The organism is Roseomonas fluvialis (assembly GCF_022846615.1).
Classification (GTDB): Bacteria; Pseudomonadota; Alphaproteobacteria; order Acetobacterales; family Acetobacteraceae; genus Neoroseomonas; species Neoroseomonas fluvialis.
Genome location: NZ_AP025637.1, coordinates 4068220 through 4093098, shown reverse-complemented (window position 1 = coordinate 4093098; position 24879 = coordinate 4068220). Strand labels below are relative to the sequence as shown.

At 72.0% G+C, this 24879-nt stretch carries 21 protein-coding genes; 9 read left to right on the top strand and 12 right to left on the bottom strand.

Features of this window, described 5'->3' with window-relative positions:
* Positions 1–127 precede the first annotated feature (127 nt).
* Positions 128–1828 (top strand): sensor histidine kinase, encoded by a 1701-nt coding sequence (locus tag MWM08_RS19650; protein WP_244408209.1) that lies wholly within the window; start codon positions 128–130, stop codon positions 1826–1828.
* Positions 1825–2550: a response regulator gene (locus MWM08_RS19645; protein WP_244408208.1), complete on the top strand. Its 726-nt coding sequence runs from the start codon at positions 1825–1827 to the stop codon at positions 2548–2550. Before MWM08_RS19650 ends, MWM08_RS19645 begins: the two co-directional genes overlap by 4 nt.
* A gap of 361 nt (positions 2551–2911) precedes the next feature.
* Here the strand turns inward: MWM08_RS19645 and cysG are convergent, their stop codons facing one another.
* The 10 genes from cysG to MWM08_RS19595 all read right to left on the bottom strand — a co-directional run bounded on the left by cysG (position 2912) and on the right by MWM08_RS19595 (position 16261).
* Positions 2912–4315: a siroheme synthase CysG gene (cysG, locus tag MWM08_RS19640; RefSeq protein WP_244408207.1), complete on the bottom strand. Its 1404-nt coding sequence runs from the start codon at positions 4313–4315 to the stop codon at positions 2912–2914.
* A complete protein-coding gene (locus tag MWM08_RS19635; protein WP_244408206.1) occupies positions 4315–6951 on the bottom strand; it encodes a nitrate reductase in 2637 nt (878 codons plus the stop codon). Before MWM08_RS19635 ends, cysG begins: the two co-directional genes overlap by 1 nt.
* Positions 6952–7005: 54 nt before the next feature.
* Entirely contained in the window at positions 7006–8535 is a 1530-nt protein-coding gene (locus MWM08_RS19630) for a sulfite reductase subunit alpha (RefSeq protein WP_244408205.1), read from the bottom strand.
* The gene (locus MWM08_RS19625) at positions 8532–10262 is read right to left on the bottom strand and encodes a NirA family protein (protein ID WP_244408204.1); all 1731 of its coding nucleotides are present in this window, start codon (positions 10260–10262) and stop codon (positions 8532–8534) included. Before MWM08_RS19625 ends, MWM08_RS19630 begins: the two co-directional genes overlap by 4 nt.
* Positions 10262–11455 carry an NAD(P)/FAD-dependent oxidoreductase gene (locus MWM08_RS19620; protein ID WP_244459995.1) on the bottom strand — a complete coding sequence of 398 codons (1194 nt, stop codon included), beginning with the start codon at positions 11453–11455 and terminating at the stop codon, positions 10262–10264. The genes MWM08_RS19625 and MWM08_RS19620 overlap by 1 nt, the downstream gene beginning before the upstream one ends.
* A 2-nt stretch (positions 11456–11457) precedes the next feature.
* Positions 11458–12249, bottom strand: a complete 792-nt coding sequence (locus tag MWM08_RS19615; protein WP_244408203.1) for an ABC transporter ATP-binding protein — start codon at positions 12247–12249, stop codon at positions 11458–11460.
* 11 nt (positions 12250–12260) lie between these two features.
* The gene (ntrB, locus tag MWM08_RS19610; protein ID WP_244408202.1) at positions 12261–13142 is read right to left on the bottom strand and encodes a nitrate ABC transporter permease; all 882 of its coding nucleotides are present in this window, start codon (positions 13140–13142) and stop codon (positions 12261–12263) included.
* Between the two features lie 4 nt (positions 13143–13146).
* Positions 13147–14421 carry a CmpA/NrtA family ABC transporter substrate-binding protein gene (locus MWM08_RS19605; RefSeq protein ID WP_244408201.1) on the bottom strand — a complete coding sequence of 425 codons (1275 nt, stop codon included), beginning with the start codon at positions 14419–14421 and terminating at the stop codon, positions 13147–13149.
* Positions 14418–15464, bottom strand: coding sequence for a CmpA/NrtA family ABC transporter substrate-binding protein (locus MWM08_RS19600; protein WP_244408200.1), 1047 nt, complete (start codon positions 15462–15464; stop codon positions 14418–14420). The genes MWM08_RS19605 and MWM08_RS19600 overlap by 4 nt, the downstream gene beginning before the upstream one ends.
* A gap of 233 nt (positions 15465–15697) precedes the next feature.
* Positions 15698–16261 (bottom strand): ANTAR domain-containing response regulator, encoded by a 564-nt coding sequence (locus tag MWM08_RS19595; protein ID WP_244408199.1) that lies wholly within the window; start codon positions 16259–16261, stop codon positions 15698–15700.
* Between the two features lie 145 nt (positions 16262–16406).
* Here MWM08_RS19595 and MWM08_RS19590 point away from each other — a divergent pair, with 145 nt between their 5' ends.
* The 7 genes from MWM08_RS19590 to MWM08_RS19560 all read left to right on the top strand — a co-directional run bounded on the left by MWM08_RS19590 (position 16407) and on the right by MWM08_RS19560 (position 21903).
* A complete protein-coding gene (locus MWM08_RS19590) occupies positions 16407–17573 on the top strand; it encodes a glutathionylspermidine synthase family protein (protein ID WP_244408198.1) in 1167 nt (388 codons plus the stop codon).
* A gap of 110 nt (positions 17574–17683) precedes the next feature.
* Positions 17684–18868 carry a glutathionylspermidine synthase family protein gene (locus tag MWM08_RS19585; RefSeq protein WP_244408197.1) on the top strand — a complete coding sequence of 395 codons (1185 nt, stop codon included), beginning with the start codon at positions 17684–17686 and terminating at the stop codon, positions 18866–18868.
* A 26-nt stretch (positions 18869–18894) separates the two neighbouring features.
* On the top strand, positions 18895–19320 hold the full coding sequence (locus tag MWM08_RS19580) for a DUF350 domain-containing protein (RefSeq protein ID WP_244408196.1): 426 nt from the start codon (positions 18895–18897) through the stop codon (positions 19318–19320).
* A 9-nt stretch (positions 19321–19329) separates the two neighbouring features.
* A complete protein-coding gene (locus MWM08_RS19575) occupies positions 19330–20373 on the top strand; it encodes a DUF1190 domain-containing protein (RefSeq protein ID WP_244408195.1) in 1044 nt (347 codons plus the stop codon).
* Positions 20374–20375: 2 nt separating this feature from the next.
* Positions 20376–20969 (top strand): hypothetical protein, encoded by a 594-nt coding sequence (locus MWM08_RS19570; protein WP_244408194.1) that lies wholly within the window; start codon positions 20376–20378, stop codon positions 20967–20969.
* Positions 20966–21292 (top strand): hypothetical protein, encoded by a 327-nt coding sequence (locus MWM08_RS19565; protein WP_244408193.1) that lies wholly within the window; start codon positions 20966–20968, stop codon positions 21290–21292. Before MWM08_RS19570 ends, MWM08_RS19565 begins: the two co-directional genes overlap by 4 nt.
* Positions 21289–21903, top strand: coding sequence for a hypothetical protein (locus MWM08_RS19560; protein WP_244408192.1), 615 nt, complete (start codon positions 21289–21291; stop codon positions 21901–21903). The genes MWM08_RS19565 and MWM08_RS19560 overlap by 4 nt, the downstream gene beginning before the upstream one ends.
* Before the next feature lie 99 nt (positions 21904–22002).
* Here the strand turns inward: MWM08_RS19560 and MWM08_RS19555 are convergent, their stop codons facing one another.
* Both MWM08_RS19555 and MWM08_RS19550 read right to left on the bottom strand, forming a co-directional pair.
* Positions 22003–23073: a Kelch repeat-containing protein gene (locus MWM08_RS19555; RefSeq protein WP_244408191.1), complete on the bottom strand. Its 1071-nt coding sequence runs from the start codon at positions 23071–23073 to the stop codon at positions 22003–22005.
* Positions 23074–23132: 59 nt separating this feature from the next.
* Entirely contained in the window at positions 23133–24878 is a 1746-nt protein-coding gene (locus tag MWM08_RS19550) for a hypothetical protein (RefSeq protein WP_244408190.1), read from the bottom strand.
* Between the last annotated feature and the right edge of the window lies 1 nt (position 24879).

Sequence of the window (24879 nt, the reverse complement as noted above, 5' to 3'; positions counted from 1 at the left end):
TGCGGCGCGCGCGAACGGCTGCTTTGCGGCCGGCGGTTGCCGGCCACGGGCCTGACGGCGCGCGGTCTCGCCATCTGCATTTGCCGCGTGGGCCGGGTGAACATCCGCGCCGATCGGGCTGCGCTGCATGATCGGGTCGAAGCCTCAACGCTGGCTTGGGCGGCGCGTCACCAGCAGGCTGGTGGACACGGCGCCGGCTGGGCCGGTTCGGGGTGTGGTGCGGGCATCGCCGGCCGATGGCAGCGATCCGGCCGTGACGGAGGAGAATATCGTCGATGCGGCCCGCACCGGGTGCCCTCTGGATCGGGGCGAACCGCGGTCGCGTCACGCAGGGCGAACGGCATCGGGCCTTGTGCAGCGGCTGTGCTGGTGGCGAAGGTCTGCGGCGCGGCCGGTACCGGAGCCCGGCATCTGCCTCGCCGACGCCGCGCCGCGCAGCCGTGCCTCACGCGCTTGGCCACGCTCGCTCAGCCTGACCGCACAGTTTTCCGTGGTGAGCAGCGCCGTGCTCCTGATGGGCATGCTGGTCCAGGGACACTGGATTTCCTCCACCATCGAGGACAAGGCGAAGTATCACGCCGGAGCGGCGGCGACGTTGTTCGTCGACCACATCCTCGGGCCGCATTTCGCGAACAGCGAAGTCGGTGACGTGATTTCTCCGGCGCAGCACGAAGCCATCGACGCGCTCATGCGGCGGGCCTCGGAGCGCATGCAGGTTGCCGCCCTGAAAATCTGGTCCCCCGAGGGCACGGTCGTCTACAGCACCAATCCGCAGATCCTCGGCCAGAGGTTCGAGCCGACCGAAGCGCTGCGCAGGGCGCTGGACGGCATGACCTCGGTCGAGTTCGACATCCTGGACGATGCCGAAAGTACGTGGGAACGGAACATGAATGTTCCGCTGATCGAGGTCTATGTCCCGATCCGCAACGCGGCGGGGCGCGTGGTCGCGGTCGCGGAGTTCTACGAGAACGCCGAGGTCCTGAACAACGAGCTTGTCCGGTCGCGTCGAGACACCTGGGTGGTCACCGGCGCGGTCTTCATCGCGATGATCGTGTCGCTGCTGGGCATCGTGACCCGCGGCAGCCAGCTGATCGAGCAGCAGCGGCATTCCCTCACGGAGAAGGTTCGCGAGCTGTCCGATCTGCTCAGCCAGAACTCGTTGCTGCGTGGCAGGGTCGAACAGGCGTCCCGGCTCGCCGCCGCGGAGAACGAGCAGTTCCTGCATCGCCTTGGCGCAGAACTGCACGACGGACCGGCCCAGCTGATCAGCTTCGCGCTGCTGCGCCTCGGCACCGTGGCGCCGGCCGGCGACGACGAGCCCCCCTTCGGCCCCATACGGACAGCGCTGTCGGATGCGATGAACGAGGTGCGCAGCATCAGTGCCGGACTGTGCATGCCCGGCGTCACGCAACTGCCCTTCGCGGATGCCATCGCATCGGTGATCGAGGGGCATGAGCGGCGCACCGGCACGGTTGTCGCGAGCCACTTCGCCGGGCTGCCGTCCGACACGCCCCACTTCGTCAAGACAAGCATCTGTCGGTTCGTTCAGGAGGGGCTGAACAATTCCTTCCGTCATGCGCAGGGAAAGGGCCAGTCGGTCGATGCCTGGTGCCGTGATGGAACGATCGTGGTCGAGATCTCGGACACCGGTCCGGGCATGACGCTGCCGATCTTCGGCGGACCGCATGGTGGCCTCGGTCTTTCGGGGCTTGCGAACCGCATGGAGAGCCTGGGCGGGACTCTGCGTATCGACACCGTGCCCGGGAATGGCACGCGCCTGACGGCGACAATGCCGTTCGTCACACCGGAAGGGAGGACGGGCTCATGATCCGCGTTGCAGTCGTTGACGACCACCCGTTGTTTCGGGATGGCGTGATGCAGACCCTGCGGGCGGTGGCCGACATCGAGGTCGTTGGTGAGGGCGCGTCGGCCGAGGATGCGGTGCGCATCAGCCGCGACCTCGGGCCCGACGTGATGCTCCTGGACATGAACCTCTCGGAGGGCGGCGACGGCATCCGGGCGGTCGCAGCGATCACGGCCAATTCGCCCGCCGTGCGCATCCTGATGCTCACCGTCGTCGCCGATAGCGATCGGATCCTCGAGGCGATCAAGACAGGCGTGCGCGGCTACGTGCTCAAGGGCGTGGGTGGGGCGGAACTGATCACCGCGCTGCGCGCCGTGCATGGCGGCGAAACCTACGTTACACCGAATCTCGCGGCCTCGCTGTTCGCGCGGCTCGATCGCAAGGTCCACAACGCCGCGCCGGATGGTGCACCGACGATGCGCCTGAGTGCGCGCGAGGCGCAGATCCTCTCGTACATCGCGATGGGCATCAGCAACAAGGAGATCGGCCAGCGCATCGAACTGAGCGAGAAGACCGTGAAGCACTACGTGACGAACCTGCTGCAGAAAATGCAGGTGCGCAATCGCACGCAGGCAGCGCTCCTGGCCTCCCGCATACAGGTGGATCGCGATGGCGCACCGCACTCCGCGCAGACCGAGGCGCGGTCGGCAGCATTGCCGGGTACGGAGTACGCGCGGCCTGTCTGACCGGGAAGCATCGGCCCGCGGCCAGGTCATTCGGGCCGTTGGAGCACGTGTCGGCGCACGCGACGGGCGCCGCGGGCAACGCCAGCGTCGCTGACGGGTCGGCTCTACCATCAACGGCGTGCTGACCGGATCGCCCGCAGCAAGCCTCATCGACGGTAACGACGGATACTGACACGCTGCGGGGCGGGCAGGGCGACGTGAACGAAAACGCCGTGGCCGGCATCGTCATCCGGCTGCAGGGCACCAGACTGCGGCTGGTGGTAGCTGATTTCGCACCGTAGGCCATTCCGAGCCGCACAACCGGCCTCGCGCGCCGATGCGCAAGGCGAAGCAGCGGTTTGGTCGCGCCGAGAGGCCTGGCTCAGGCCCCGCGACCCTCGGCAGCGGCCGATGCGCCCGGCGCACGCCGACCATCGCCGCGTGATATTGCGCGCTTGTCGTGGACGATCGCGCCGCACGGCGTGGGCCGCAGCGGCGCCCGGCCCACGACCTCGCCGACCAGGATCAGGGCAGGCCGCCCCGACGCCCAGCCGATGGCGCTATCCGGCAGCGTGCCGAGCGTGCCGTCGAGCCTACGCGAGGCGCCGGTCCCGCCATCCTCGACCATCGCCGCTGGCGTGGACGGGTCGAGCCCGGCGCCGATCAACCCGGCGGCGAGTTCCGGCAAGGTCGATAGCCCCATATAGATCGCGACGGTCTGCCCGGGCCGCGCCAGCGCCGCGAAGTCCACATCCAGCCGCCCATCCCGCGTATGGCCCGTGACCAGCACGAGCGCGCGCGCGGCGTCGCGATGCGTCAGCGGTATCCCGGTCTCGGCCGCGCAGGCCAGGGCTGCGGTGACGCCGGGGACCACCTCGTGGTGGATGCCGGCCTCGGCCAGGGCGGCCGCTTCCTCGCCGCCGCGGCCGAACACGAAGGGGTCGCCACCCTTCAGCCGCACCACGCGCTTCCCGTCCTGCGCCAGGCGCACCAGCAGCGCGTTGATCTCCCCCTGCGGCATGCAGTGGTTGGCGCGCGCCTTGCCCACGAAGATGCGCACCGCGTCGCGCCGCGCCATGTCCAGCACCGCGTCCGCCACCAGCCGGTCATGCACGATGACATCCGCTTCTCCCAGCAGGCGCAGCGCGCGGAGCGTCAGCAGGTCAGCCGCACCGGGTCCGGCACCGACCAAGTACACCACGCCGGCAGGTGCCGCGTCGGCGGTCTCCAGCGCCGCGGCGAAGGCGCCCGACGCCTCGGTGTCGCAACCGGCGAGTGCGAGCTGGCCGGGCCGTCCGCCCAGCGCCGCGTCGATGAAGCGGCGCCGGGCTGGAAGATCCGGCAGGCGACGGCGGACCAAGGCCTGGAAGCGGCTGGCCAGCGCCGCCAGCGCACCCAGGCGCGGTGGCAGCACGGTCTCGATGGATTGGCGCACCATGCGCGCGAGAGTGGGTGCCGCGCCGCCGGTCGAGATCGCCACCGTGACCGGATCGCGATCGACGATTGCCGGCATGATGAAGGAACACAGTTCGCTGCGGTCGACGATGTTGACCGGGATTCCGCGCCGCTGCGCCTCGACCGACAGCGCGCGCAGATCGTCCTCGGGTGCATCGGCGCCGATCGCGATTGCAACGCCATCCAGCAGCACGGCATCGAAGCGGGATGCCTGGCGCAGCAAGGCGCCGGCGCGCCGCAGCGGTTCGGCCTTGCGCGCCACGGTCTCGCCTTCGCCGATCAGCAATGCAGTACGGCCATGGAGATCGAGGAAGGCGGGGAAGTGGCGCATCACGCATCCTCCGGCTGGCGGGCGATCAGCACGGCGATCTCGGGACGGCAGGATCCGCAGCCGGTGCCCGCGCCGGTCGCGGCACCCACGCCGTCCACGTCGGGCGCGCCGCAGCCGCGAATCGTGGCCGCGCTCACGCCATGGCAGGCGCAGACCAGCGGCGAGGCTGGTGGACCGCCCGGCAGGATGCCCGCGAGCAGTGCGGCGCGTTCGGCGATCGACAGCGGCCCTTCGCCGGCCATCAGCGCCGACAGCCAGGCGCGCGGCGGGAGGGCTGCGTCGGGGCCGAGCAGCACAGCGCCGAGCAGCCTGCCCCCGCGCAGCACGGCGGCGCGGTAGACCCCGGCCGCTGCGTCCTCGAGCACCTGCCATGCGGCGTCCTGCGCCGCGATCAGGCTGCGCAGCCGCGCGAAGGCCTCGGCCGGACTGTCGCTTCCGGCGAGTTCGTGCCGCCAGGCGCCGCCCTGGACCGGGATCGCGGCGCACCATGGCGCAATGTCGGCCGACAGGCGTCGCGGCAGGAGCAGGAAGGCATGCCAGGTGGCGGCGAACGGCGCGACGCGGATGGCTGCATTCTTCAGTTCAGGCTGGAACGACACCGGGTCGGCATGCGGCGCGACCAGCGCATTGACGCGCGCGGCCGGCGCGAATTGCGCCGTCCAGTGCATCGGCGCGAAGGCTGTGCCGCGCCGCTGGCCCTCGTCCAGCGCCAGGCGAAACACCGCGCTGCCGCGCGCGGAGCGCGCTTCGACCAGACCGCCATCCGGCAGCCCCGCCGCGTCCTGCGGATGCAGTGTCAGCACCGGTTCGGGCGCATGGGCCATGAGGCGCGGCACAGTGCCGGTGCGGGTCATGCTGTGCCATTGGTCGCGCAGGCGGCCGGTCAGCAGGCGCAGCGGGAAAGCGCTGCAGACATCCTCGACTGGCGCGCGGAAGGGCGTAGGCACCAGGCATGCGCGCGGCGCCAGCGTGCCGCCGGCGGCAAAGAAGCGCCTGGTGGCGGTGCCATGCGGGGGCACGGGCCAGCGCGTCGGCGCCAGCGCGTCGTACTGCGCGTCCGACAGTTGGGCGAGGCCGGAAATGTCGAAGGCGCGCCGGGAAGGACGGGCAAGCCCCGTCACCGCCGCATGTTCGCGGAAGATCGCGGCGGGTCCCTTCCAGCCGAATGCGGTGCCCAGGCGCGCCGCGACCTGCGCGACGGCCCACCAATCCGGCCGCGCGTCGCCCGGCCACGGCAGGAAGCCGCGCTGGCGGCTGATCACGCGCTCGCTGTTGGTCACCGTGCCGTCCTTCTCGCCCCAGGCGAGCGCGGGCAGGCGCACATGCGCGTAGCCCGCGGTGTCGGACCGCCGCGTGGTCTCGGACACGACGAGGAACGGCGCGCGGGCCAGCGCCGCACGCACCCCGTCGCCATTGGGCAGCGACACGGCGGGGTTGGTCGCCATGACCCACAGCGCGCCGATGCGCTGTTCCGCGAGCGCGGCAAAGAGCTGCGTCGCCTTCAGCCCCGGCGCCGTCGGCAAGGCCGGCGCGCGCCAGAAGGCAGCGAGCGCGGCGTGTTCGGCGGGCACGTCGAAGCGCAGATGTCCGGCCAGCATGGTTGCGAGGGCGCCGGTCTCGCGCCCGCCCATCGCATTGGGCTGTCCGGTCACGCTGAAGGGCCCCGCGCCTGGCGTGCCGATCCGCCCCGTCAGCAGGTGGCAGTTGATGATGGCGTTCGCCTTGTCGGTGCCGGCGGAGGATTGGTTGACGCCCTGGCTCCAGAGCGTGACGGTGCGCGGGCTGCGCGCCCATGCCGCGCAGAAGCGCGCGATCGCGGCAGGATCGAGGCCCGTGAATTCGGCTGCGCGCGGGGCGATGGAGCGCGCGGCGGCAAGCGCTTCGGCGGCGCCCTCGGTGTGTGCGCCGAGATACGCGGCATGCGCATGGTCGTGATCGGCCAGGTGCACCAGCAGCGAGGCGAACAGCGCCACGTCGCTGCCGGGACGCAGCGGCAGGTGCAGCGCCGCGCCCTCGCAGGTCGCGGTGCGGCGTGGATCGACCACGATGACCTGCATGGTCGGTCGCCGTGCCTTCGCGGCCTGGATGCGCTGGAACAGTACCGGATGGCACCAGGCGAGGTTGCTGCCGACAAGTACGATCGTATCGGCCAGTTCCAGGTCGTCGTAGACGCCGGGCACCACATCCTCGCCGAAGGCGCGGATATGGGCGGCGACCGCGCTCGCCATGCACAGGCGCGAATTACTGTCGATGTTGGCGGTGCCAAGCACGCCCTTGGCGAAGCGGTTGGCGGCGTAATAGTCCTCGGTCAGCAACTGGCCCGAGACATACAGCGCCACGCCGTCAGGCCCATGTTGCGCGAGGCCGCGGCGGAAGCCTTCGGCGACTGCATCCAGCGCGGCGTCCCACGACGCGCGCTTGCCGTTCACCTCCGGATGCAGCAGGCGTTCGTCGAGCGACAGTGTTTCGCCCAGCGCGGTGCCCTTGCTACACAGCCGCCCGGCATTGGCGGGATGCGTCGCGTCCCCCGCGATGGCCGCCCCGCCACGGCCATCGGGTGTCGCGACCACGCCGCAGCCCACACCGCAATAGGGGCAGGTCGTGCGGATCGCGCGCTGGGCGATGCTGCCGTCCATCACCGGCCCGATCGCGATCCGACGACGCCGCGCAGGGTGAATCTGCCCACCATTTCAGTACACATCCCGCTGGTAGCGGCCCTGGCGTGCGAGGGAGACGATCCAGTCGCGCGCCTGGTCCGCGGTCATGCCGCCTTCGGACTGCGCGATGCCGCGCAACGCCGCATCGACATCCTTGGCCATGCGCAAGGCATCGCCACACACGTAGAAATGCGCGCCATCCTGCAGCCACCGCCACAGGTCGGCCGCCGCCTCGGCCATGCGGTGCTGGACATAGACCTTCCGCGCGCCGTCGCGGCTCCAGGCCAGCGAGAGCTGCGACAGCACGCCCCTGGTCTTCCAGGCAGCGATCTCCTCGCCGAACAGGAAATCCGTGGCGCTGCGCTGGTCGCCGAAGAACAGCCAGGCGCGGCCTTTCGCACCGATCTGCTCGCGATGCTGGAGGAAGGCGCGGAATGGCGCGATGCCCGTCCCCGGCCCGACCATGATGACCGGCGTCGCCGCGTCTGTCGGCAGGCGGAAGTGGCTGGTCTGGACATACGCGGACAATGGTGTCTGGGCATCCGCGCGGAAGGCGAGATGGCAGGAGGCGACGCCGTCGCGCAACCGCCCACGCCGTTCGTCCCGCACCACGCCGACGCAGAGTTCGACACGCCCCGGGCGCGCCAGCGGCGAGGATGCGATGGAATAGAGCCGCGGCTTCAGCGTGGGGAGCGACGCAACCAGGTCCGCGACCGGCGGACGTGACGAGGGAAAGGCCGCGAGCAGGTCGAGCAAGTCGGCATCCGCGGGCTCGGCGCCGTCTTCGCCATCCGCCAGCGCGCGCAGCGCCGCGGCATGGGGGGCGTGCTTCGCCGCGCCCGCCAGCAGGTCCATCGTGCGGTCGAGCGGACGGGCGATGTCGCGCCGGTGCAGCAGTTCCGCCCGCAGCGCGGCATCGTCCGCTGCATCGAGCAGGGCGAGCACGGCATCGACCAGCGCGGGATCGTTCGGCGTGGCGACGGAGAGGCTGTCACCCGGCTCATACGTCAGATCGCTCTCGGCCAGGTCGAGCACGACATGCCGTACATCCTTCGCGGAACCCGCGCCGGTCAGGCGATGCGCCGCAACGAAGCGCACCGGTCGGCCCGCGGGTGCCGCGGCCGCGGCGACGGCCGGCCTCGGCAGGGCCGCCGGCGCTTCCGCCAGCAGCGCCTTCAGCGCCTTCTGCGTCGGCTTCGCGCCGGGCACGCAGAGCGATGCGGAGGTCTCGGCGCCGCTCGCCAGCGCCTCGGCATAGGTCTGGCACAGGTAGCCGCACTGACCGCAGTCCAGTTGCGCCATGCAGGCCATCAGGCGCCGGCTGAGCGGGCGACCTTCCGCCATCGCGATGCGTTCGTCGAGTTCGAGGCCCGGATCGTGCCAGGGAAAATCCTCGGCTGGCGGCGGGGGCGCGGCGGACGCGTTGCCCGCTGCCGCCGCGCCGCCATAGAGCCCGGCGAGAAAGCCGTTCAGCCAGGCGCGCTGCGCGGCGGTGAAAGGCGCGGAGTCCGGGATCAACGGCACCGGCGCCGGCGGCAGGCCGGACGGCAGGATGGCGTTCATGCGGGGGCGTGCTCCGCCTGCGCGATGGCGGCGAGTGCGGCATCGTCGTGGCGCGCGGTGAAGGCCTGGAAGGTTTCGCCCGGTGCGCGGTCGCGCATCCAGGCCGACAGAACGGCGAGCACGGTCGGGCCGAGCACATCTGCCGCGACCTTGGGCAGGATCATCCGGCCGATCTTCTGCTCCGGCCCGGCGCCGCCGCCGACATGCAGGTCGTAGCCCTCGACCAGGTCGTCGCCGCGTTCAACCTTGGCGCCGAGCAGCCCGATATCCGCGACGTAGTGCTGCGCGCATGAATGGTGGCAGCCGGTCAGGTGGATGTTGATCGGCGCATCGACGGTGATGCGCGCATCCAGGAAATCCGCCAGCTCCGCCGCGTGGCGCTTGGTGTTGGACGCGGCGAACTTGCACCCCGCATTACCGGTGCATGCGACCAGCCCGCCGCGCAGCTTCGATGCCTGCCAGCCCAGGCCGAGTGCGGCGATTGCGGCGCAGGCCTCCGCCACCGCGCTGTCGGGAACATCGCTGACGATCAGGTTCTGCCAGACCGTCAGCCGGATGGTGCCGCTGCCGAAGCGCCGCGCCAGCGCCGCGATGCCCTGCAGTTGCGCGAAAGCCAGGCGCCCGACCGGCGTGACGATGCCGACATAGTTCAGCCCGTCCTGCTTCTGCGCGTGGATGCCCATATGCCCGTGCTTGGCGGGTGGCGGCGCATGGTCCAGCGCGGCGTCCTCGATGCGCTCGAGCGCAATGCCGAGGCGCTGTTCCACCAGGGCGATGAAGCGGTCCACACCCAGCCGGTCCAGCACATATTTCAGCCGCGCCGTCTTGCGGTCGGTGCGATCGCCCTCGGCGATGAAGACGCGCAGGATGGCGTCACAGACGCGCACCGCATCCTCCGGCTTCACCACCACGCCGGTCGGGCGGGCGAAGTCCCTGTGCCCCGTGATGCCACCCAGTGTGAGGCGATAGCGGAGCCCGTCCGGCGTGCGCACGGCGCGTAGTGCAATGTCGTTGGTCTCCTCCAGCACCTCCACCGCGCCGCCGCCGGCGACCGAGATGTTGAACTTGCGCGGCAGGCCGAACAGGTCGCGGGTATTGAGGATGTGGTGGTGCAGCGCACGCACCAGCGGCCGGGTGTCGATCAGCTCCTGCGCGTCGATCCCCGCGGTCGGGCTGGCGGTGATGTTGCGGATGTTGTCCGCACCCGTCCCCTTGGGGATGATGCCGAGCTCGGCCAGGCGCGCCACCACCTCGATGCCCTTGGCGGCGGGGATTTCGCGCAGCTGCAGGTTGGCGCGCGTGGTGATGTCGGCATAGGCCCCGGCGCAGTCCCGCGCGATCTCGGCGATGCCATCGAGCTGGTGCGCGGAGAGGATGCCGCCCGGGATTCGCAGGCGGCACATGAAGGCATCCTGCGCGGGCCCAACAAAGAACAGCCCGTGGTAGCGGCCGATGAAATCGTCGATCGGCTTGGGGAAGGTGTTGGCCTGCGCGCGCGCCGTCAGTTCGTCCCAGCGGTCGAGCGGGTGTTTCGCGCGCTTGGCATCCTCCTGCGGAACCAGCTTGCCGCCCCGCGCGATCGTCGCGTCCTGCGCGGCGCGCAGCGCGTCGGGCGGCGCACCACCTTCGCCGCCGCCCGGCAGCAGCGTGCCGCGCCGCGCCTCGACGCCGGCCATGAAGCCCTTGAGGTATTCCTGCTGCTCGCCGGTGAAGCCCGGATCGGTCATCACGCGGCCTCCGCAAAGGCAGCGCCGAATGCCAGGCGCGCGCGGAACGGCTCGACCGGTCGGCCGCTCGACAGAAGGTCCAGGTAGAAGGGCGCATCGGCCGTGTCGCCGTAGAGCACCGCGCCCACCAGCCGCCCGCCGCGCAGCCAGAGCCGCCGATAAAAGCCGGCCTCCTCGTCCGATAGCGTCACCGCCTCGGCATCGGGTGGCGCGATCTCGCCGGCCGACCAGACCGCGATGCCCGAGACCTTCAGCGCCGCGGTGTCGGGGCGCGCGGCGTAGGCGCGCTGCTCGCCCAGCAGCGTGGCGGCGGCAACCTCGGCCATGGCCAGCGCGGGCGCGACCAGGCCGCAGACCACGCCGCGATGCTCGGCGCATTCGCCGATGGCGAGGATGCGCGCATCGCTGCTGCGCATCGCGTCGTCCACGACAATGCCGCGGCTGACCTGGAGCCCGGCCTCGCGGGCCAGCGCCACCGCAGGGCGGATGCCGACTGCCATTACCACCAGGTCGCAAGCGATGCGCGACCCATCAGCCAGGCGCAGCGCGCGGACATGGTGATCGCCCTCGATGCCCTCGGTCGTCGCCGGCATCACGAATCGCAGGCGACGAGTCGCGCCCAGTTGGCGTGCCAGCAGCGCGCCGGCCACGGGGTCGAGCTGCCGTTCCATCGGCCAGCCCAGCGCATGCACCACGATCACCCGCGCGCCGGCCATCGACAGCGCCGCCGCCGCTTCCAGGCCGAGCAGCCCGCCGCCGATCACGACGGCCGTGGCGCCGCCCGACACGGCGCGCCGCATCGCCTGCACATCGGCGATGCTGCGGTAGACGAACACGCCCGGCAGCTCCGCACCCGGCAGCGGCAGGCGCACCGCGTCCGACCCGGTGGCGAGGACCACGCGGTCCCAGACGATGGTCTCGCCGCGCGCCGTCGTGGCGCTGCCCGCCGCGCGTTCCATCGCCGCGATGCGCGTCGCGGCGCGGAAGCGGATGTCGAGCGCGCGTAGGCGGGCCGCGTCATGGGTGATGAGCGCGCGCACCTCCGCCTCGCCCGACAGCACGCGGCCGAGCGCTACCCGGTCATAGGGCAGTGCTGGCTCGGCGCCGGCCAACGTGACCTCGGCACCGCGTTCCGCCAGGCGCTCGGCGCAGCGCGTACCTGCGGGCCCTGCGCCGATCACCAGCACGCGCATGGTCACGCCGCGGCCGGCAATGCGTGGCGTTCGTGCAGGAAGCGCAGCACGGCCTCTCGCGCCGTCAGGAAGCGCGCATCCGATGCCAGGGCCAGCCGGTCGCGCGGACGCGGCAGGTCAACGTCCAGCACCTCGCCGATCGTCGCGTTCGGGCCGTTCGTCATCATCACGATGCGGTCGGACAGCAGCACCGCCTCGTCCACGTCATGGGTGATCATCATGACGGTGGTGCCAAGATCGGCATGGATCGCCATGACCTGGTCCTGCAGATGGGCGCGGGTCAGCGCATCCAGCGCGCCGAAGGGTTCGTCCAGCAGCAGGACCTTCGGCTTCATCGACAGAGCGCGTGCGATGCCCACGCGCTGCTTCATGCCGCCCGAGATCTCGTGCGGCCGCTTCTGCGCATGGCCTTCCATGCGCACCAGCGCCAGGTTACGCAGCGTCCAGTCGTGGCGCTCGGCGCGCGACATGCCGCGCCCGGCGGTGCGGTCCACCGCCAGCTTCACGTTCTCATACACGGTCAGCCAGGGCAGCAGGCTGTGGTTCTGGAACACCACCGCGCGGTCGGGGCCGGGTTCAGTCACCTCGCGGCCTTCCAGGATCACGCCGCCCTGCGTCGCGTTCAGAAGGCCGGCCACCACGTTCAGTAGCGTGGACTTGCCGCAGCCCGAATGGCCGATCACGGCGACGTATTCGCCTTGGCGGATCTTGAGGTCGATGCCGTTCAGCACCAGCGGCGCGCCGGCGCCGAAGCGCACCGACACGCGCGAGATATCCAGGAAATCGCGTTCCATGGCCGGCCCCTTCACTGTTCGGAGGTGCCGCGCGTGACGGCGCGGCCAACCAGCGCCATCGCGCGGTCGAGCACGAAGCCGACCACCCCGATATAGACCAGCGCCACGATGATGTCGGAGAGGTTGGAGGAGTTCCACGCATCCCACACGAAGAAGCCGATGCCCACGCCGCCGATCAGCATCTCGGCCGCGATGATCGCCAGCCACGACAGCCCGACGCCGATCCGCAGCCCGGTGAAGATGTAGGGCGCGGCCGCCGGCACCACGATGCGCAGGAACCAGTCGAAGGGCGACAGGCGGATGACGCGTGCGACATTGCGGTAATCCGCCGGCACGTTCCGCACACCGACCGCGGTGTTGATGATGATCGGCCAGACCGCGGTGATGAAGATGACAAAGATCGCGGAAGGCTGCGCCTCGCGGAAGGCCGCGAGCGAGAGCGGCAGCCATGCCAGCGGCGGCACCGTGCGCAGCACCTGGAACAGCGGGTCCAGCGCGCGCATCGCCAGGCGCGACGATCCCACCAGCATCCCCAGCGCCACGCCCACCACGGCCGAGATCGCGAAGCCCACCGCCACGCGCTGCAGGCTGGCGAACAGGTGCAGCCCCAGCCCCTTGTCGAGCCCGCCGCGGTCGTAGAACGGGTTCAGGATCAGCTCCTTCGCATCGTCCCACACGCGCGATGGCGGCGGCAGCGAGGCGGTCGGCCCGGAGGACGCCCATTCCCACACCGCCATCAGCAGGCCGATCAGCAGCATCGGCGGAATGGTGACCGCGAGCGCATGCTGCACATGCGGGCGCATCCGGTCAGTCAGCGTCGGCCCGCGCCGCGGCGGCAGCGCGGTTGAGGCGGCAAGGTCGGCCGGCGGCGCCGGCGGGGCGATGGCGTTCATCGGATCAGGCCGCCGACAGCTTCTTGATCGTCAGGCTGTCGAGGTAGGCGCGCGGGTTCTCGGGGTCGAAGACCTTGCCGTCGAAGAAGGTCTCGCGCCCGCGCGACGTGCCGGTGGGCGTTTCGGCATTCGGCACGCCGGCGCGCGCGGCGCCGGCGCGCCAGATCTCCTCGCGGTTCACCTCGCGCAGCAGCGGCGCGGTGTCGAGCCCCTCCGGCAGGATGCCCCAGCGGATGTTCTCGGTGAGGAACCACAGGTCGTGCGACCGGAAGGGATACGACGCATGGTCGCGCCAGAACTTCATCGTGATGTCGAGGTTCGTGGCGCGGCGACCGTCGCCGTAGTCCACCTCGCCGCGCATGCGGCCGATGATGTCGTTCACCGGCACGTTGAACCAGGCACGCCGGCCCAGGATCTCGCACATCTCCTGCGTGTTGGCAGGGGTGTCGCACCACCGGGCGGCCTCGATCACGGCGGCGGTCATGGCTTCGGTCGCGCGCGGGTTCTGCTGCACGAAGTCTCCGCGCAGCGCGAAGCACTTCTCCGGATGGTCCTTCCAGAACTCGCCGGTGACGAGCGCGGTATAGCCCAGCCGCTGATTCACCAGCTGGGCATTCCAGGGTTCGCCGACGCAGAAGGCGTCCATCGTGCCCACGCGCATGTTCGCCACCATTTGCGGCGGCGGCACAACGATGGTGGAGACGTCGCGCTCGGGGTCGATACCGCCGGCGGCCAGCCAATAGCGGATCCACATGTCGTGCGTGCCGCCGCGGAAGGTCATCGCGACCTTGCTGTCGCTGTTGAGCGCGCGCTTCAGCGGCGCGGCATCGAGCCGTGCGCCGAGCGCTGCGTGCTTCGCCGCGACGCTGATCGCCTGCCCGTTGGTGTTGAGCCTTGCCAGCAGCGCCATCGGGACCGGCTGGTTGTTCTGCACGATGCGGCCCATGTGAATGAGGTAGGCCATGGGCGTGAGCAGATGCGCGCCATCGATGCCGCCACGGCCACCACCCAGCACCAGGTTGTCACGCGTCGCACCCCAGCTCGCCTGGCGCGCCACCTCGACCTCCGGCATGCCGTGCTTCGCGAAGAAGCCCTTCTCCTTCGCAATGATCAGCGGCGCGCTGTCGGTCAGCGCGATGAAGCCGAGCGTCGCCTTGCGGACCTCCGGCGCGGTGCTGCCCTGCGCGAAGGCGCCGCGCGGCGTGGTGGCGCGCGCGGCGGCGAGCAGCGCGGCGGTGGCGGCGATGGCTTGGCGACGGGTCGCGGGAATGCCGGTCATGCGAGGGGCTCCTGGACGGTGGGTGTGAAGGGGGCGGGCGCGGCGGCACGTTCGGCGGCGCGCTGCCAGAGGTCGGCGCGCCAGCAGGCGCGCGCGTCGTGGGCGGATGCCGCGGCGGGCAGGTGATCCCAGCGCCGCATCGCGTCGAACCAGCGCGTCGCGGTCTCGGCGCAGGGCGGCGTGTCGGGGTCAAAGGCGATGGTCGGCGCCGCCGGCGCGCCCGCCAGCGCTGCCGCGATGCTCGCGGGCGCGACGCCAGGGAAGACGCGTTCGGCCAGCAGCGCGACGGCGGCGGGGCGGTTCGCCGGATCGGCCAGCCAGCGCTGCGCGGCGATGACGGCGGCGGTGGCGGCGACCACTGCCCCAGCGTCACGCTCCGCGAGGCCCTCGGCGAAGGCCAGCACCTTCTCGGGATGGTCCGGCCAGATATCTCCGGTGGACAGGGCGAAGCGCCCGGCGCCCTGCGCCACCGCATGGCTGCCCCAGGGTTCGCCGGCGCAGAAGCCCTCGATGGCGCCCTCGGCGAGCGCGCGGGCGGTCTGCGGCGGCGGCACCACCACCAGGCGCACATCATGGTCGGGATCGAGCCCGCCGGAAGCGAGCCACTGCCGTAGCAGGTAGTTGTGCGAGGAGTAGGGGAAGACGACCGCGAGCGTGGGCGGCGGCATGCCATCCTCGGCGCGGGCCTGCAGCGCGGCGGCGAAGGCGGCGGCCGCCAGGGGCGGGGTGAAGCGCCCCACCGCGGCCGCCAGCGCATGGGACAGCACGACGCCATTCCCGTTGCGCCCGAGACGCGCCGTGACATCGACCCGTCGCCGGAGTCCCCCCGCGCCAAGCGCCAGGCCTACTGCCATCGGGCCGAGCAGATGCGCCCCGTCCAGCGCGCCGAGCGCGAGCTTGTCGCGCAGCGTCGCCCAGGCGCGTTCCTGCGACAGCGCCACCCGGACACCGGCGGCGGCGAAGAAGCCGAGCGCATCCGCCACCACCAGGGGCGCCGCATCGGTCAGCGGGACATAGCCAATGCGCAGGAACGAGGCCGACATGAACGGGCGGTTCCAAGGCGCCTTGCGCCTTGATCGCGAACCGCCATTGGCGCGCGCATCAGCCGGGATAGGGTTGCGGCGTCCTGCCACGTCATTGCGGCAGGCACCGGCCGCACTGAAGCGGCAGGGTCCAGAAAGCACGCCACGGCGCGGTGACGGAATCGGATTCGCGTCCGATCTGGGCAAAATCAGCGAATTCCCGACGTGATTTGCTTAACGGATTTGCGTGGCGCCTATAGATTGCGCAGAAACTGCTGTGCGACATGCGCGAGCTTCTCGCCGCGATCCATCGCCCAGCGGCGCAGCATCCGGTAGGCATCCTCCTCCGACAGCCTTCGGCGCTGCATCAGGATCCCCTTGGCGCGCTCGATCACCACGCGGTCGGCCAGCGTCGCCCGGGCTTCCTCGAGCCGCGCGCAGAGCGCCTGGTGGGCGCGGAAGCGGCGGATCGCCACCTCGATCACAGGCCGCACGCGCGTTGGCGACAGGCCCTCCACGACATAGGCGGCAACACCGGCTTCGAGCGCGGCCTCGATCTGGTCCGGCTCCCCGCGTGCGGCGAAGACCACCACCGGCCGCGGTTCATCGCGGTGCAGCGCGCGCATGCTCTCGAGAGCATCGCGCCCCGGATCGTCGATGTCGCAGACGATGACGTCGGCCTGGGCGTCGCGCACCCGCCGGGTCAGGTCATCCGCATCCGGTGCGACGGCCACGACCACGCACCCCGCGGCTTCGAGCCCGGCCCGCACCGCCGCAGCGCGCTCGCCCTCGCCATCGATCAACAGGACGCGCAACATGCCCCCCGCATTGCAGGACGCCGTGCACCGGATTTGCCTCCGCTGCCAGCATGCCCGGGTCGCGGCGGCGGGAAAAGACGCGCCGTCGCCGCCGCGCATCGCAGCCGCCGCACGCGCCGCGGGCATGGCGCGCTAGACTGCCGCCATGGCCCCAGCCCCGCCCGCCATCGCCCGCCTGCTGCTGCCGCGCGACGACGACTTCCCCCGTCGCGCCGAGGAGCTGGGCTTCAACTTCCATGCACCCGACGACCGCGAATACTGGGCGCGCGATGCCTGCTACGCCCTGGCGCCGGAGGCCATCGCGGCGCTCGAGGCCGCCGCGCGCGAACTGCACGGCATGATCGATGCCGCGGTGGACCGCGTGGTGGCGCGCGGCGACTATGCCGCCTTCGGCTTCACCGACCGGCTCGCCGCGCTGGTCGAGGCTTCGCACCGCGCAGCCGAGCCATCGCTCTATGGCCGCTTCGACTTCCGCCTGGCGCCCGACGGCGCCATCAAGCTGTTCGAATTCAACGCCGAGACCCCGGCCGCGCTGCTGGAGGCCGCCGTGGTGCAGCTCGCCTGGTTCGAGGAAACGCCCGCCGCGCGCCTCGGCACCGACCAGTGGAACCGCATCGACGATGCGCTGGTGGCCCGCTGGCCGGCGCTGCGCCTGCCGCATCTGGTGCATTTCGCCGCCGAGCACGAACGCGCGGACGAGGTCGCGCAGGTCGCCTACCTGATGGCGACCGCGCGCGCCGCCGGGCACGCGGCCGCCTTCCTGCCGGTCGAGGACATCTCCTGGCAGGACCCCACCGGCTTCGTGACACCCGACGGCACGCCGCTGCGCGCCTGCTTCAAGCTGTACCCGTGGGACTGGCTTGATGCCGAGGATGGCGGGCGGCTGCTGCCGCTGGGCCGTACGCGCTGGATCGAACCGGCGCGGCGCATGGTCGCGGCGAACAAGGCGATCCTGGTCACATTGTGGGAGATGTTTCCGGGGCACCCTCTGCTGCTGCCGGCGTCGCTCGACCGCGGCAGCATCGACGGGCCGGCGATCGGCAAGCCGGCACTCGGGCTGGAGGGACATGGCATGCGGGTGGACGGCCTCGACGCCGATGCATCGACCGAGATCGCGGAAGGTTTGCCACCCTCGCCCACCATCTGGCAGGCTTGGGCGCCGCTGCCGGGGCACGCGACGCCGCAGGGCGACGCCTTCCCTGTCATGGGCGTCTGGATGGTGGGCGACGAGCCCTGCGGGCTCGGCATACGGGAGGGAGACGAGCTGGTGACGACGCTCGAGGACCGCTTCGTGCCGCATGTGGTGCTCTAGAGTGCATCCCGGTCGCAAAGGCGCGCGTCATGCCCGCTAGCCGTCCGTTCTTGCGAGCACCTTTACCCGTCCAAACGATTCCGCATGGGCGGGGGATGCACTAGGCCGCCATGACCACGCTGCCGTTCCAGCGCATCGCCGTGAAAACCCCGCGCGAGGCCGAGGCCCGGCTGCGCGAACTGGGCATTCTCGAAGCCAATGCCGATGGCACGCCGTGGTGGGTGACCGATGCCGCCTACCTCATCGACGCCGCGCTGGTGGACCGCGTGTTCGACGCCGCGAAGGGCATCCAGGCGCGCTGCTACGCCGCGGTCGAGGCCATCGTCGCCAGCGGCGACTTCTCCTATTTCGGCATCCGCAACCCGGCGATGCAGACCGCCATCAGGAAGTCCTGGGCGGCCAAGGACTCGCCGCTGCATGGGCGGATGGACTTCTCCTTCGCGCCCGACGGCACGCCCTTCCTGCTCGACTACGAGGCCGATTCCCCCTTCGGCTTGGCCGAGGCCGGGCACGTCCAATGGGGCTGGTTCGAGGCCTGGCAGGCGGCCGAGGGCAAGTCGTCGGACAGCCAGGAGAACCTGATCTACGAGACCTTCATCAAGCATCTGCCGCGCACCGGCCTGCCGACGCGATTCGCCATCGCCGCCGGCGGCGACACGCTGCCCGATGGCCGCCCCGCCGACACCGGCGAACGCTTCGACGCCCAGTTCATCGCCGAGATGGCGACCGAGGCGGGGCTGCGCCCGTCCATCTGCTCGATCGGCCAGGTCGGCTGGGACGTCGACGCCAAGGCCTTCACCGACGAGGCCGACGAGCCGCTGCAGGCAATGGTGAAGATCTACCCGTGGGACTGGATGGAGGACGAACCCAACGTGGACGTCCTGCCCGACTGCCGCACGCGGATCCTGCCTGGCGCCTGGACGCGGCTGCTGTCCGACAAGACCATGATGGCGCTGCTGTGGCACCAGCAGCCGGGCGCGCCGAACCTGCTGCCCACCTTCCTGAATCGCCCCGAACAGGGTGCCACGGTCGCCAAGCCGAGGCGCGGCTGGGATGGCGAGCATGTCTACCTGCCCGGCCAGACCCCGGGGCTGGTGCCAGAGGACGAGATGGGCCCGCTGCTGTTCCAGGCCCACTGCCCGCTGCCGGTCTTCCGCAGCAACGCCGGGGAGGTGCACGCCAACCTCTCGGTCTGGATGGTCGGCGGCGAGCCCGCCGGCATCGCCTTCCGTGAATCGCGCGGACCCATCACCGGTCCCGCCGCGCGCTTCGTCCCGCACATCCTGCGCGGCTGACGCGCGCCAGGAAGGAAAACCCCCGCATGTCCGCCGCCGAGATCCTCAGCCTGTTTCCCGCCACCTTCCTCAGTTTCCTGGTCGCCTTCGGCCTTGGCTTGGTGTTCTGGGTGGCGGGCCTCGTCGTCGTCTCGCTGATCACGCCGCATTCCGAACTGACGCTGCTGCGCGCCGGCAATCTGCCCTGCGCGCTGGCCTTCGGGGGCAAGGCGCTCGGCATGGTGTTGCCCATCGCGGCAGTGGCGCGCACCGCGGCCGGGCCGTTCGACCAGATCATCTGGTGCATCGTCGCGGTCGCGGTGCAGCTGGTCGTGCACCTGGTCCTGACCACACTGCTGGAAGGCCGGCTGAAGGAGGAGATCGCGGCCGACAAGCTCGGCGGCGCCGCAGTCTTCATCGCCTTCATGCAGGTGGGGGCCGGCGTGCTGAACAACGCGGTCATGTCGGGCTGACGCGCCGCCATGGCGCAGCCACCGAGCCCCCGCCGCTCCCGCACCGTGCGCGCCGCCGCGCTGGTGACGCTCGGCCTCGGCGCCACGGCTTGCGACGAGGCCCCGCCCGGCGACCTGCCGGGTGCCGCGGCGGCGCGGCTCGAAGCCTGCCGCACCGCGCATCGGCGGCTCGGCGAGGACCCGGCGCGCTGCGACCGGCTCGAGGGCGTGCTGGCGCGCGAGCAGGCCGAGACCCGCCCGCGCTTCACCACCGTGAACGCCTGCGAGACGCTGTTCGGCCGCGACGCCTGCGAGGGCGAGACGCTCGGCACCCAGCCGCCCGCCTGGCGCCCGGCACTCGTCGGCTGGTCACGCGTGCCGGGGCAGATGACCGCCGTGCAGCCGGTGGTGCGCGACCGCGACGGCACCGCCTGGGCGTTGCCCGAGGCGAACCCGGCGGGGGCGTCGGGCGTCGCGGTCCAGGCGCCGCCGCGCGCGGTCGCCAACCTCGACTATACGGCCACGGCGCGCGCGCCGCTGCCGGTCTCGCTGGCCTACTATCGGCTCGCGCCGGTCTATCCCGAGGAAGCGCTCTGCAACGCCGAATGGCAGGGCTGCGAGCGCTTCGACCTGCCGCTGCCGACGCGCTTCGCGACACAGGAATCCTGCCAGGCGACTTGGTCGACCTGCGCCGAGGTCGAGATCCCGCCCGCCGCGCTGCTCGCCGCCGCCGCCGTCGCGGCGCAGCCGGGCACCTCGACGCCGCGCAGCAGCTGGGGCGGCTACAATTCCTTCTGGGTGCAGCGCTATGGCAGCGGCATCGGCCCGCGCTACCAGGGCTGGACCTGGTCGGCCGACCGCCAGCCCACGGCGTCCTACCGGCCGGCGGTCGGCACCGGGCCGCTGCGTGCCTGGGACAGCGGCGCCCGCACCCTCGGCCAGGCGAACCGCATGGGCACCTATGCCGGCACGACCGGGTCGCGGCTGACCGGCTCCAGCGTGTCGCGGCCGACCTCCACCATCACGCGCGCGGGCTTCGGGTCCACCGGCCGCGCCTATTCGTCGGGGGGCTGAGCATGGCCGCACCCGATGCCGTTACCCGCGCCCGCGGCAGCCTGCAGCGGCAGGAGCCCGAGGGTGCGCCGGGCGACACGCTCATGAGCGACGGGCAACGCCGCGTGGTCTTCGCCATGCTCGCGGCCGGACTGGCCTGGCTGCTGGTCGGGCTGCTGGTGCCGCCGTATGGGGCGGCGTTCTGGGTGTGGTTCACGCTGGCGCCGCCGGTGCTCGGGGCCATCGCGGCGCTGTTCGGGGGGCGTCGCGGCATCGATGCCTGGCTGCTGGGCGGCGGGCGGGCGAAGCCTGACGTCGCTGCGGTCGCCCCCGCCGCCTTGCCCGCGGCGGCGCGCGACGCGCTGCGCCTCGCGGTGGTGCCGGCCCTGCTCAATGAACTGGCGCGCGCCAGCGTGCGAATGCCGGCTTCCGAAAAGGCCGCCGCCGGCCTGGTGATCGAGGCCGCGACGCGCGCCTGGAATGCCGCGCCGGACGATGCCGCGCGGCTTCCGCTGGCCCGGGCGCTGCCAGGGCTGGTGGCCGGGCTGCTGGCCGGCGGGGCCGAGGCGATCCGCGCCGCCGATGCCTTCGCCGCAGGCGGAGGGCTTGCGCGATGAACCCGCTTCAGGTGCGTGCGCGGCTGTTCCTGCTCGCGGCCTCGGTGCTGGTGCTGCTGGCCGGGATGATGATCGCGGTGGGGCGCTGGAACGCTGCCGAGACCGACCGCGCCTTCGTCGACGCCGCGGCGCGCGCGGCCGCATTGCCCGAGACGACCCTGCCGCCGCGCTACTGGGCGCCGACGGCCGCGGCGCGCCCCGGCCCCACCGTGACCAGCCGGATCGAGGCGATCGAGGCCGCCCGCAGCCTGCCGCCCGCGCCCGCCCGCGCCGAGCCCACCCAAGCGCCCTCCAGCGCCAAGCCGCCGGCGGCCGCGCGATGATCCTGGGCACGCTGTTCCTGCTGGGCGCCATGGTGCTGGTGTTTTTCGCCTGGCGCGCGCTGCACCGTGCGAGCGGCGGCGACTGGGTGCGCGATGCGGGCACGCGCATCGTGGTCGAGGCGCCGGCGGGCCAGGAGGCGCCGCGGCTGCGGCTCGACAGCGGCGGCGTGGCGCTGTTCGGCCCGGTGGCCGCGGAATGGGCGCCGCGCGCCGCGTTGTCGCAGGCGCTGGGCAATCCGTCGGCGCTGCCCGGCCAGGCGGGCGGGGCGGCGCCGACCGGCAGCTGGCGCGTGGTGGCGATGGTCGACCTCGCAGCGCCCGGGGCCTTCGACAGCGGCGATGCGGCGCTGGACAAGCGCCTGGCCGAGAGCCTGGGCGGGCGCGCCATGCTGCTGGAGCGCGTGGATGGTGGCGCGGCCCCGATGCTGCTGCACGGTGTGGGCAGCCACACCGATGGCAGCCTGGGCGGGCTGGCCCTGCAGTCGGCGCGCTTCGGGGAACTCGCGGCGCGGTTGGGCAACCCCGAGGGGCTGGCGGTCGAGGTGCTGCGCCGGCGCATCCAGCGCGCCGGCTGGGGCGGAGAGCGGGCGCAGCGGCGGCGCGGCGGGTGATGCCGTGCCGGTGCGCCGGCGCCGTGGCCGATGAGGTGCGCGTTGTCCTGCGGTGGTGCGTGCGGGGTCGCGGCGCGCGCCGCAACCCCGCGCAGCGCCTCAGGCCAGGGTGAAGGCCTCGTTGATCGCGCTTTTCACCCCGCCGCCCATCTGCGGGCCTCCGCCGGCGACATAGATGCCGTCGCCGATCACCACCGCGCCCATGCCGTGCCGCGGCGTGAGCATGGGGGCATAGGCTTCCCAGGCATTGGTGGCGGGGTTGAAGGCCTCGTTCTGGCCATAGACGCGGTTGGTGCCCTCGCCGCCCATGCAGAAGATGCGGTCGCGGTACCAGACGCAGCCCTGACCCGACCGCGCGGTCGGGATGGGCGTGCGGAAGGTCCAGTCGTCGGTGCGCGGGTCGTAGCTGTGGTGCAGGTTGGAATTGGTGTGGAAGGTGTCGATCCGCCCGCCGATGATGTGGATCGCACCGGCCACCACCACGATGCCGGTGTGGTCGCGCCCGACCGGCATGGGCTGGCGGCGCGCATAGCGGTCGGTCTGCGGGTCGTACACCAGGTGCCAGTCGATCGACCGGCGATTGTCGGAGCCGATGGCGCCGCCGATGATGTGGATCTTCCCATCGAGCGCGATGCAGGCCATCGCGCCGCAGGCCTCGGGCAGGCGGCGCAGGGTGTGCCAGCGCGTGCCGTCGAAGGCGAAGGCGCCGTCATGCGGCGTGCGGTTCTGCTCGAGGAACCCACCGAAGGCGTAGATCCGGTCGCCCAGCGTCGCCACACCCACATGGTTGGCGCCGCGTGGCAGTTGCGCCAGTTCGTCCCAGCGGTCGGTGCGCGGGTCGTAGGCGTGGTGGTAGGGGCGGTCGACGCGCTGTTCGGCGTAGCCGCCGATCAGGTGCATGCGGCCGCGATATTCCACCGCCCAGGCCATTTCCGTGCGCGGGATGGGCAGCGGCGACAGCGCCCGCCAGGCCCCCTGCCGCGCGGCGCGCGGCGCGGGGCTGTCCGTCACAGCATGCTGCTGCGCGAGGTCCGGCAGGCCCATCCGCCCGGGCTGGGCCAGGCGTTCGAACTGGCCGCCGTGATGGGCGTGGGGGTTGCCCTGCGCCAGGGCGGGCGCGGTCGCGAGGGCAGCGCCCCCGGCCAGCAGGGTGCGTCGGTGAAGCGACATCTGGTTGTCTCCGGCGAAGCGTGGTCTTGGCGGCCTCGTGGCCGCTTGCCGCAGGATTGTCAGGCAACGCCCGCCAGGCGCAAGCCCCGCAGGAAATGGTCGATGTCGCGGCGCCGCACATAGGGGGCCGCGCGGCGGAAGCGTTGCAGCGTGAAGCCCGGGTCGATCTCGAGCAGCGCGCGCACCGCCGGGCGGGCCTCGCCCTCGCGCCCCAGATGCCCCAGGGCTGCGATGCGTGCGCGAAGTGCGGCGGTGAAGCGCGGCTGCATCTGCAGCACGGCGCGGGCCATCTCGGCCGCGGCCTCGTGATTGCCGAGCAGCATCTCGACGGTGGCGAGCCCGGCCTCGGTGAAGAAGGCGTGCGGGTTGCGCGGCAGCAATTGCAGCGCGCGCAGAAGATGCCGCCGCCCGGTCTCGAGTTCGCCCGAATACGCATGCGCCATGCCCGAGAAGGTCCAGGCCGCCGGCAGCGACGGATTGATCGCCAGCGCCTGGCGGCACAGCGACAGCGCGTCGGGCACCTGGTGGTGCAGGAAGCCGCGCGCATGGCCTGCGATGGCCAGTCCGCGCGCATCCTTGGGGTCGAGCAGCACGGCCTGTTCGGCCGCCGCCGCCGCCGCTGCCAGCACCTCGCGTTCCTGCGTTGCCCAGCCCTGGCCGACCAGCAGGATGTTCCAGTAGGCCAGCCAGGCCTGCGCGGCCGCCAGGCGCGGGTCCCGCCTGACCGCCATGCCGAGGATCTTGCCCGCGCGCAGGAAGGCGTCGCGTTCCAGCCGGTAGATGTCGGGCAGCACGCGCAGGACCATCTCCTGCGCGGTGGCCTCGTTCAGCGGCACCAGCGCGGCGCGCTCGGCCTCGAGCAGCAGGACCTCGTGTTCGATCCGCGCGCAGGCCAGTGCCGCCACTTCCTCGGCGAAGGCGGCCGGGCGCGCGGCGTCCGGCGCGGCGGCGAGGGACCACAGCACCGCGCCGCCGCCGGCCGCATCGACGAAGCGCAGCACCGCCTGGGGCTGGTTTTCGGACAAATGGATGTTCCCGGTCAGCAGGTAGTCGGCCGCCGGCACAGGGCGGCCAGGCACCTCGACAACCACCGCGACCGAGCGCAGCGCCGACAGCGCGGCCAGCACCGCATCGTTGACCGCGGCATCGAGGTGGCCCACGCGCGACCCGGCCAGGTTGCGCACCGGCATGACCAGCACCGACGGGCGCCGCGCCGCGGGGCCGCCACGGTCCGGCGCGCGGGGTTCGGTCGCGCCGGGCGGGGCGGCGCCGGTCTCGGCGCGTGACAGCCAGTCATCGAGCTGCGGGTCGATGCCGCGCAGTTCGGGCAGCAGCGGCCAGCCCTCGGTGCGCGGGGCGTGTTCCACCGCCACCCGGTCGGCCCGAAGCCAGAGCGAGGAGGCGTCGGCGCCGAAAGGGTCGAGATCGCCGGCCAGCAGGCCATGGCGCAGGTCGTGCAGCACGTCGCGCAGCCGGGCCAGCCCCTGGCGCAGCTCAGCCCCGCTCCAGAGCAGCCCAGCGACCAGCCGGCGCGGCATCACATGGCCCGGTGCGAGCGCCAGCAACGCGAGCAACGCCCGCGGCCGCGCGCCCCCCGGCAGCAGGGACGACCCGTCGGCGGCCAGCACCTGGAGCGTATCGCCCAGGCGCAGGCGCAGCGGCGCCGGTGGGGCGGTCAGGTCGGCCAAAGGCGGCGCGGGGCCGACGCTATGCAATGACGGGAACCTCTCCAGTGCGTGCCGCGCCGACGCATTTCCGACGCCGACCGACGCCGTACCCTCATGCACGAAACGGCGAAAGATCAAG

Coding starts and splice junctions, on each gene's coding strand:
- MWM08_RS19645 (WP_244408208.1), top strand. CDS start 1,825: ATGATCCGCGTTGCAGTCGTTGACGACCACCCGTTGTTTCGGGATGGC.
- MWM08_RS19600 (WP_244408200.1), bottom strand. CDS start 15,464: ATGTCGGCCTCGTTCCTGCGCATTGGCTATGTCCCGCTGACCGATGCG.
- ntrB (WP_244408202.1), bottom strand. CDS start 13,142: ATGAACGCCATCGCCCCGCCGGCGCCGCCGGCCGACCTTGCCGCCTCA.
- MWM08_RS19615 (WP_244408203.1), bottom strand. CDS start 12,249: ATGGAACGCGATTTCCTGGATATCTCGCGCGTGTCGGTGCGCTTCGGC.
- MWM08_RS19590 (WP_244408198.1), top strand. CDS start 16,407: ATGGCCCCAGCCCCGCCCGCCATCGCCCGCCTGCTGCTGCCGCGCGAC.
- MWM08_RS19595 (WP_244408199.1), bottom strand. CDS start 16,261: ATGTTGCGCGTCCTGTTGATCGATGGCGAGGGCGAGCGCGCTGCGGCG.
- MWM08_RS19565 (WP_244408193.1), top strand. CDS start 20,966: ATGAACCCGCTTCAGGTGCGTGCGCGGCTGTTCCTGCTCGCGGCCTCG.
- MWM08_RS19560 (WP_244408192.1), top strand. CDS start 21,289: ATGATCCTGGGCACGCTGTTCCTGCTGGGCGCCATGGTGCTGGTGTTT.
- MWM08_RS19605 (WP_244408201.1), bottom strand. CDS start 14,421: ATGACCGGCATTCCCGCGACCCGTCGCCAAGCCATCGCCGCCACCGCC.
- MWM08_RS19570 (WP_244408194.1), top strand. CDS start 20,376: ATGGCCGCACCCGATGCCGTTACCCGCGCCCGCGGCAGCCTGCAGCGG.
- MWM08_RS19625 (WP_244408204.1), bottom strand. CDS start 10,262: ATGACCGATCCGGGCTTCACCGGCGAGCAGCAGGAATACCTCAAGGGC.
- MWM08_RS19635 (WP_244408206.1), bottom strand. CDS start 6,951: ATGGACGGCAGCATCGCCCAGCGCGCGATCCGCACGACCTGCCCCTAT.
- MWM08_RS19630 (WP_244408205.1), bottom strand. CDS start 8,535: ATGAACGCCATCCTGCCGTCCGGCCTGCCGCCGGCGCCGGTGCCGTTG.
- cysG (WP_244408207.1), bottom strand. CDS start 4,315: ATGCGCCACTTCCCCGCCTTCCTCGATCTCCATGGCCGTACTGCATTG.
- MWM08_RS19575 (WP_244408195.1), top strand. CDS start 19,330: ATGGCGCAGCCACCGAGCCCCCGCCGCTCCCGCACCGTGCGCGCCGCC.
- MWM08_RS19650 (WP_244408209.1), top strand. CDS start 128: ATGATCGGGTCGAAGCCTCAACGCTGGCTTGGGCGGCGCGTCACCAGC.
- MWM08_RS19585 (WP_244408197.1), top strand. CDS start 17,684: ATGACCACGCTGCCGTTCCAGCGCATCGCCGTGAAAACCCCGCGCGAG.
- MWM08_RS19620 (WP_244459995.1), bottom strand. CDS start 11,455: ATGCGCGTGCTGGTGATCGGCGCAGGGCCCGCAGGTACGCGCTGCGCC.
- MWM08_RS19580 (WP_244408196.1), top strand. CDS start 18,895: ATGTCCGCCGCCGAGATCCTCAGCCTGTTTCCCGCCACCTTCCTCAGT.
- MWM08_RS19555 (WP_244408191.1), bottom strand. CDS start 23,073: ATGTCGCTTCACCGACGCACCCTGCTGGCCGGGGGCGCTGCCCTCGCG.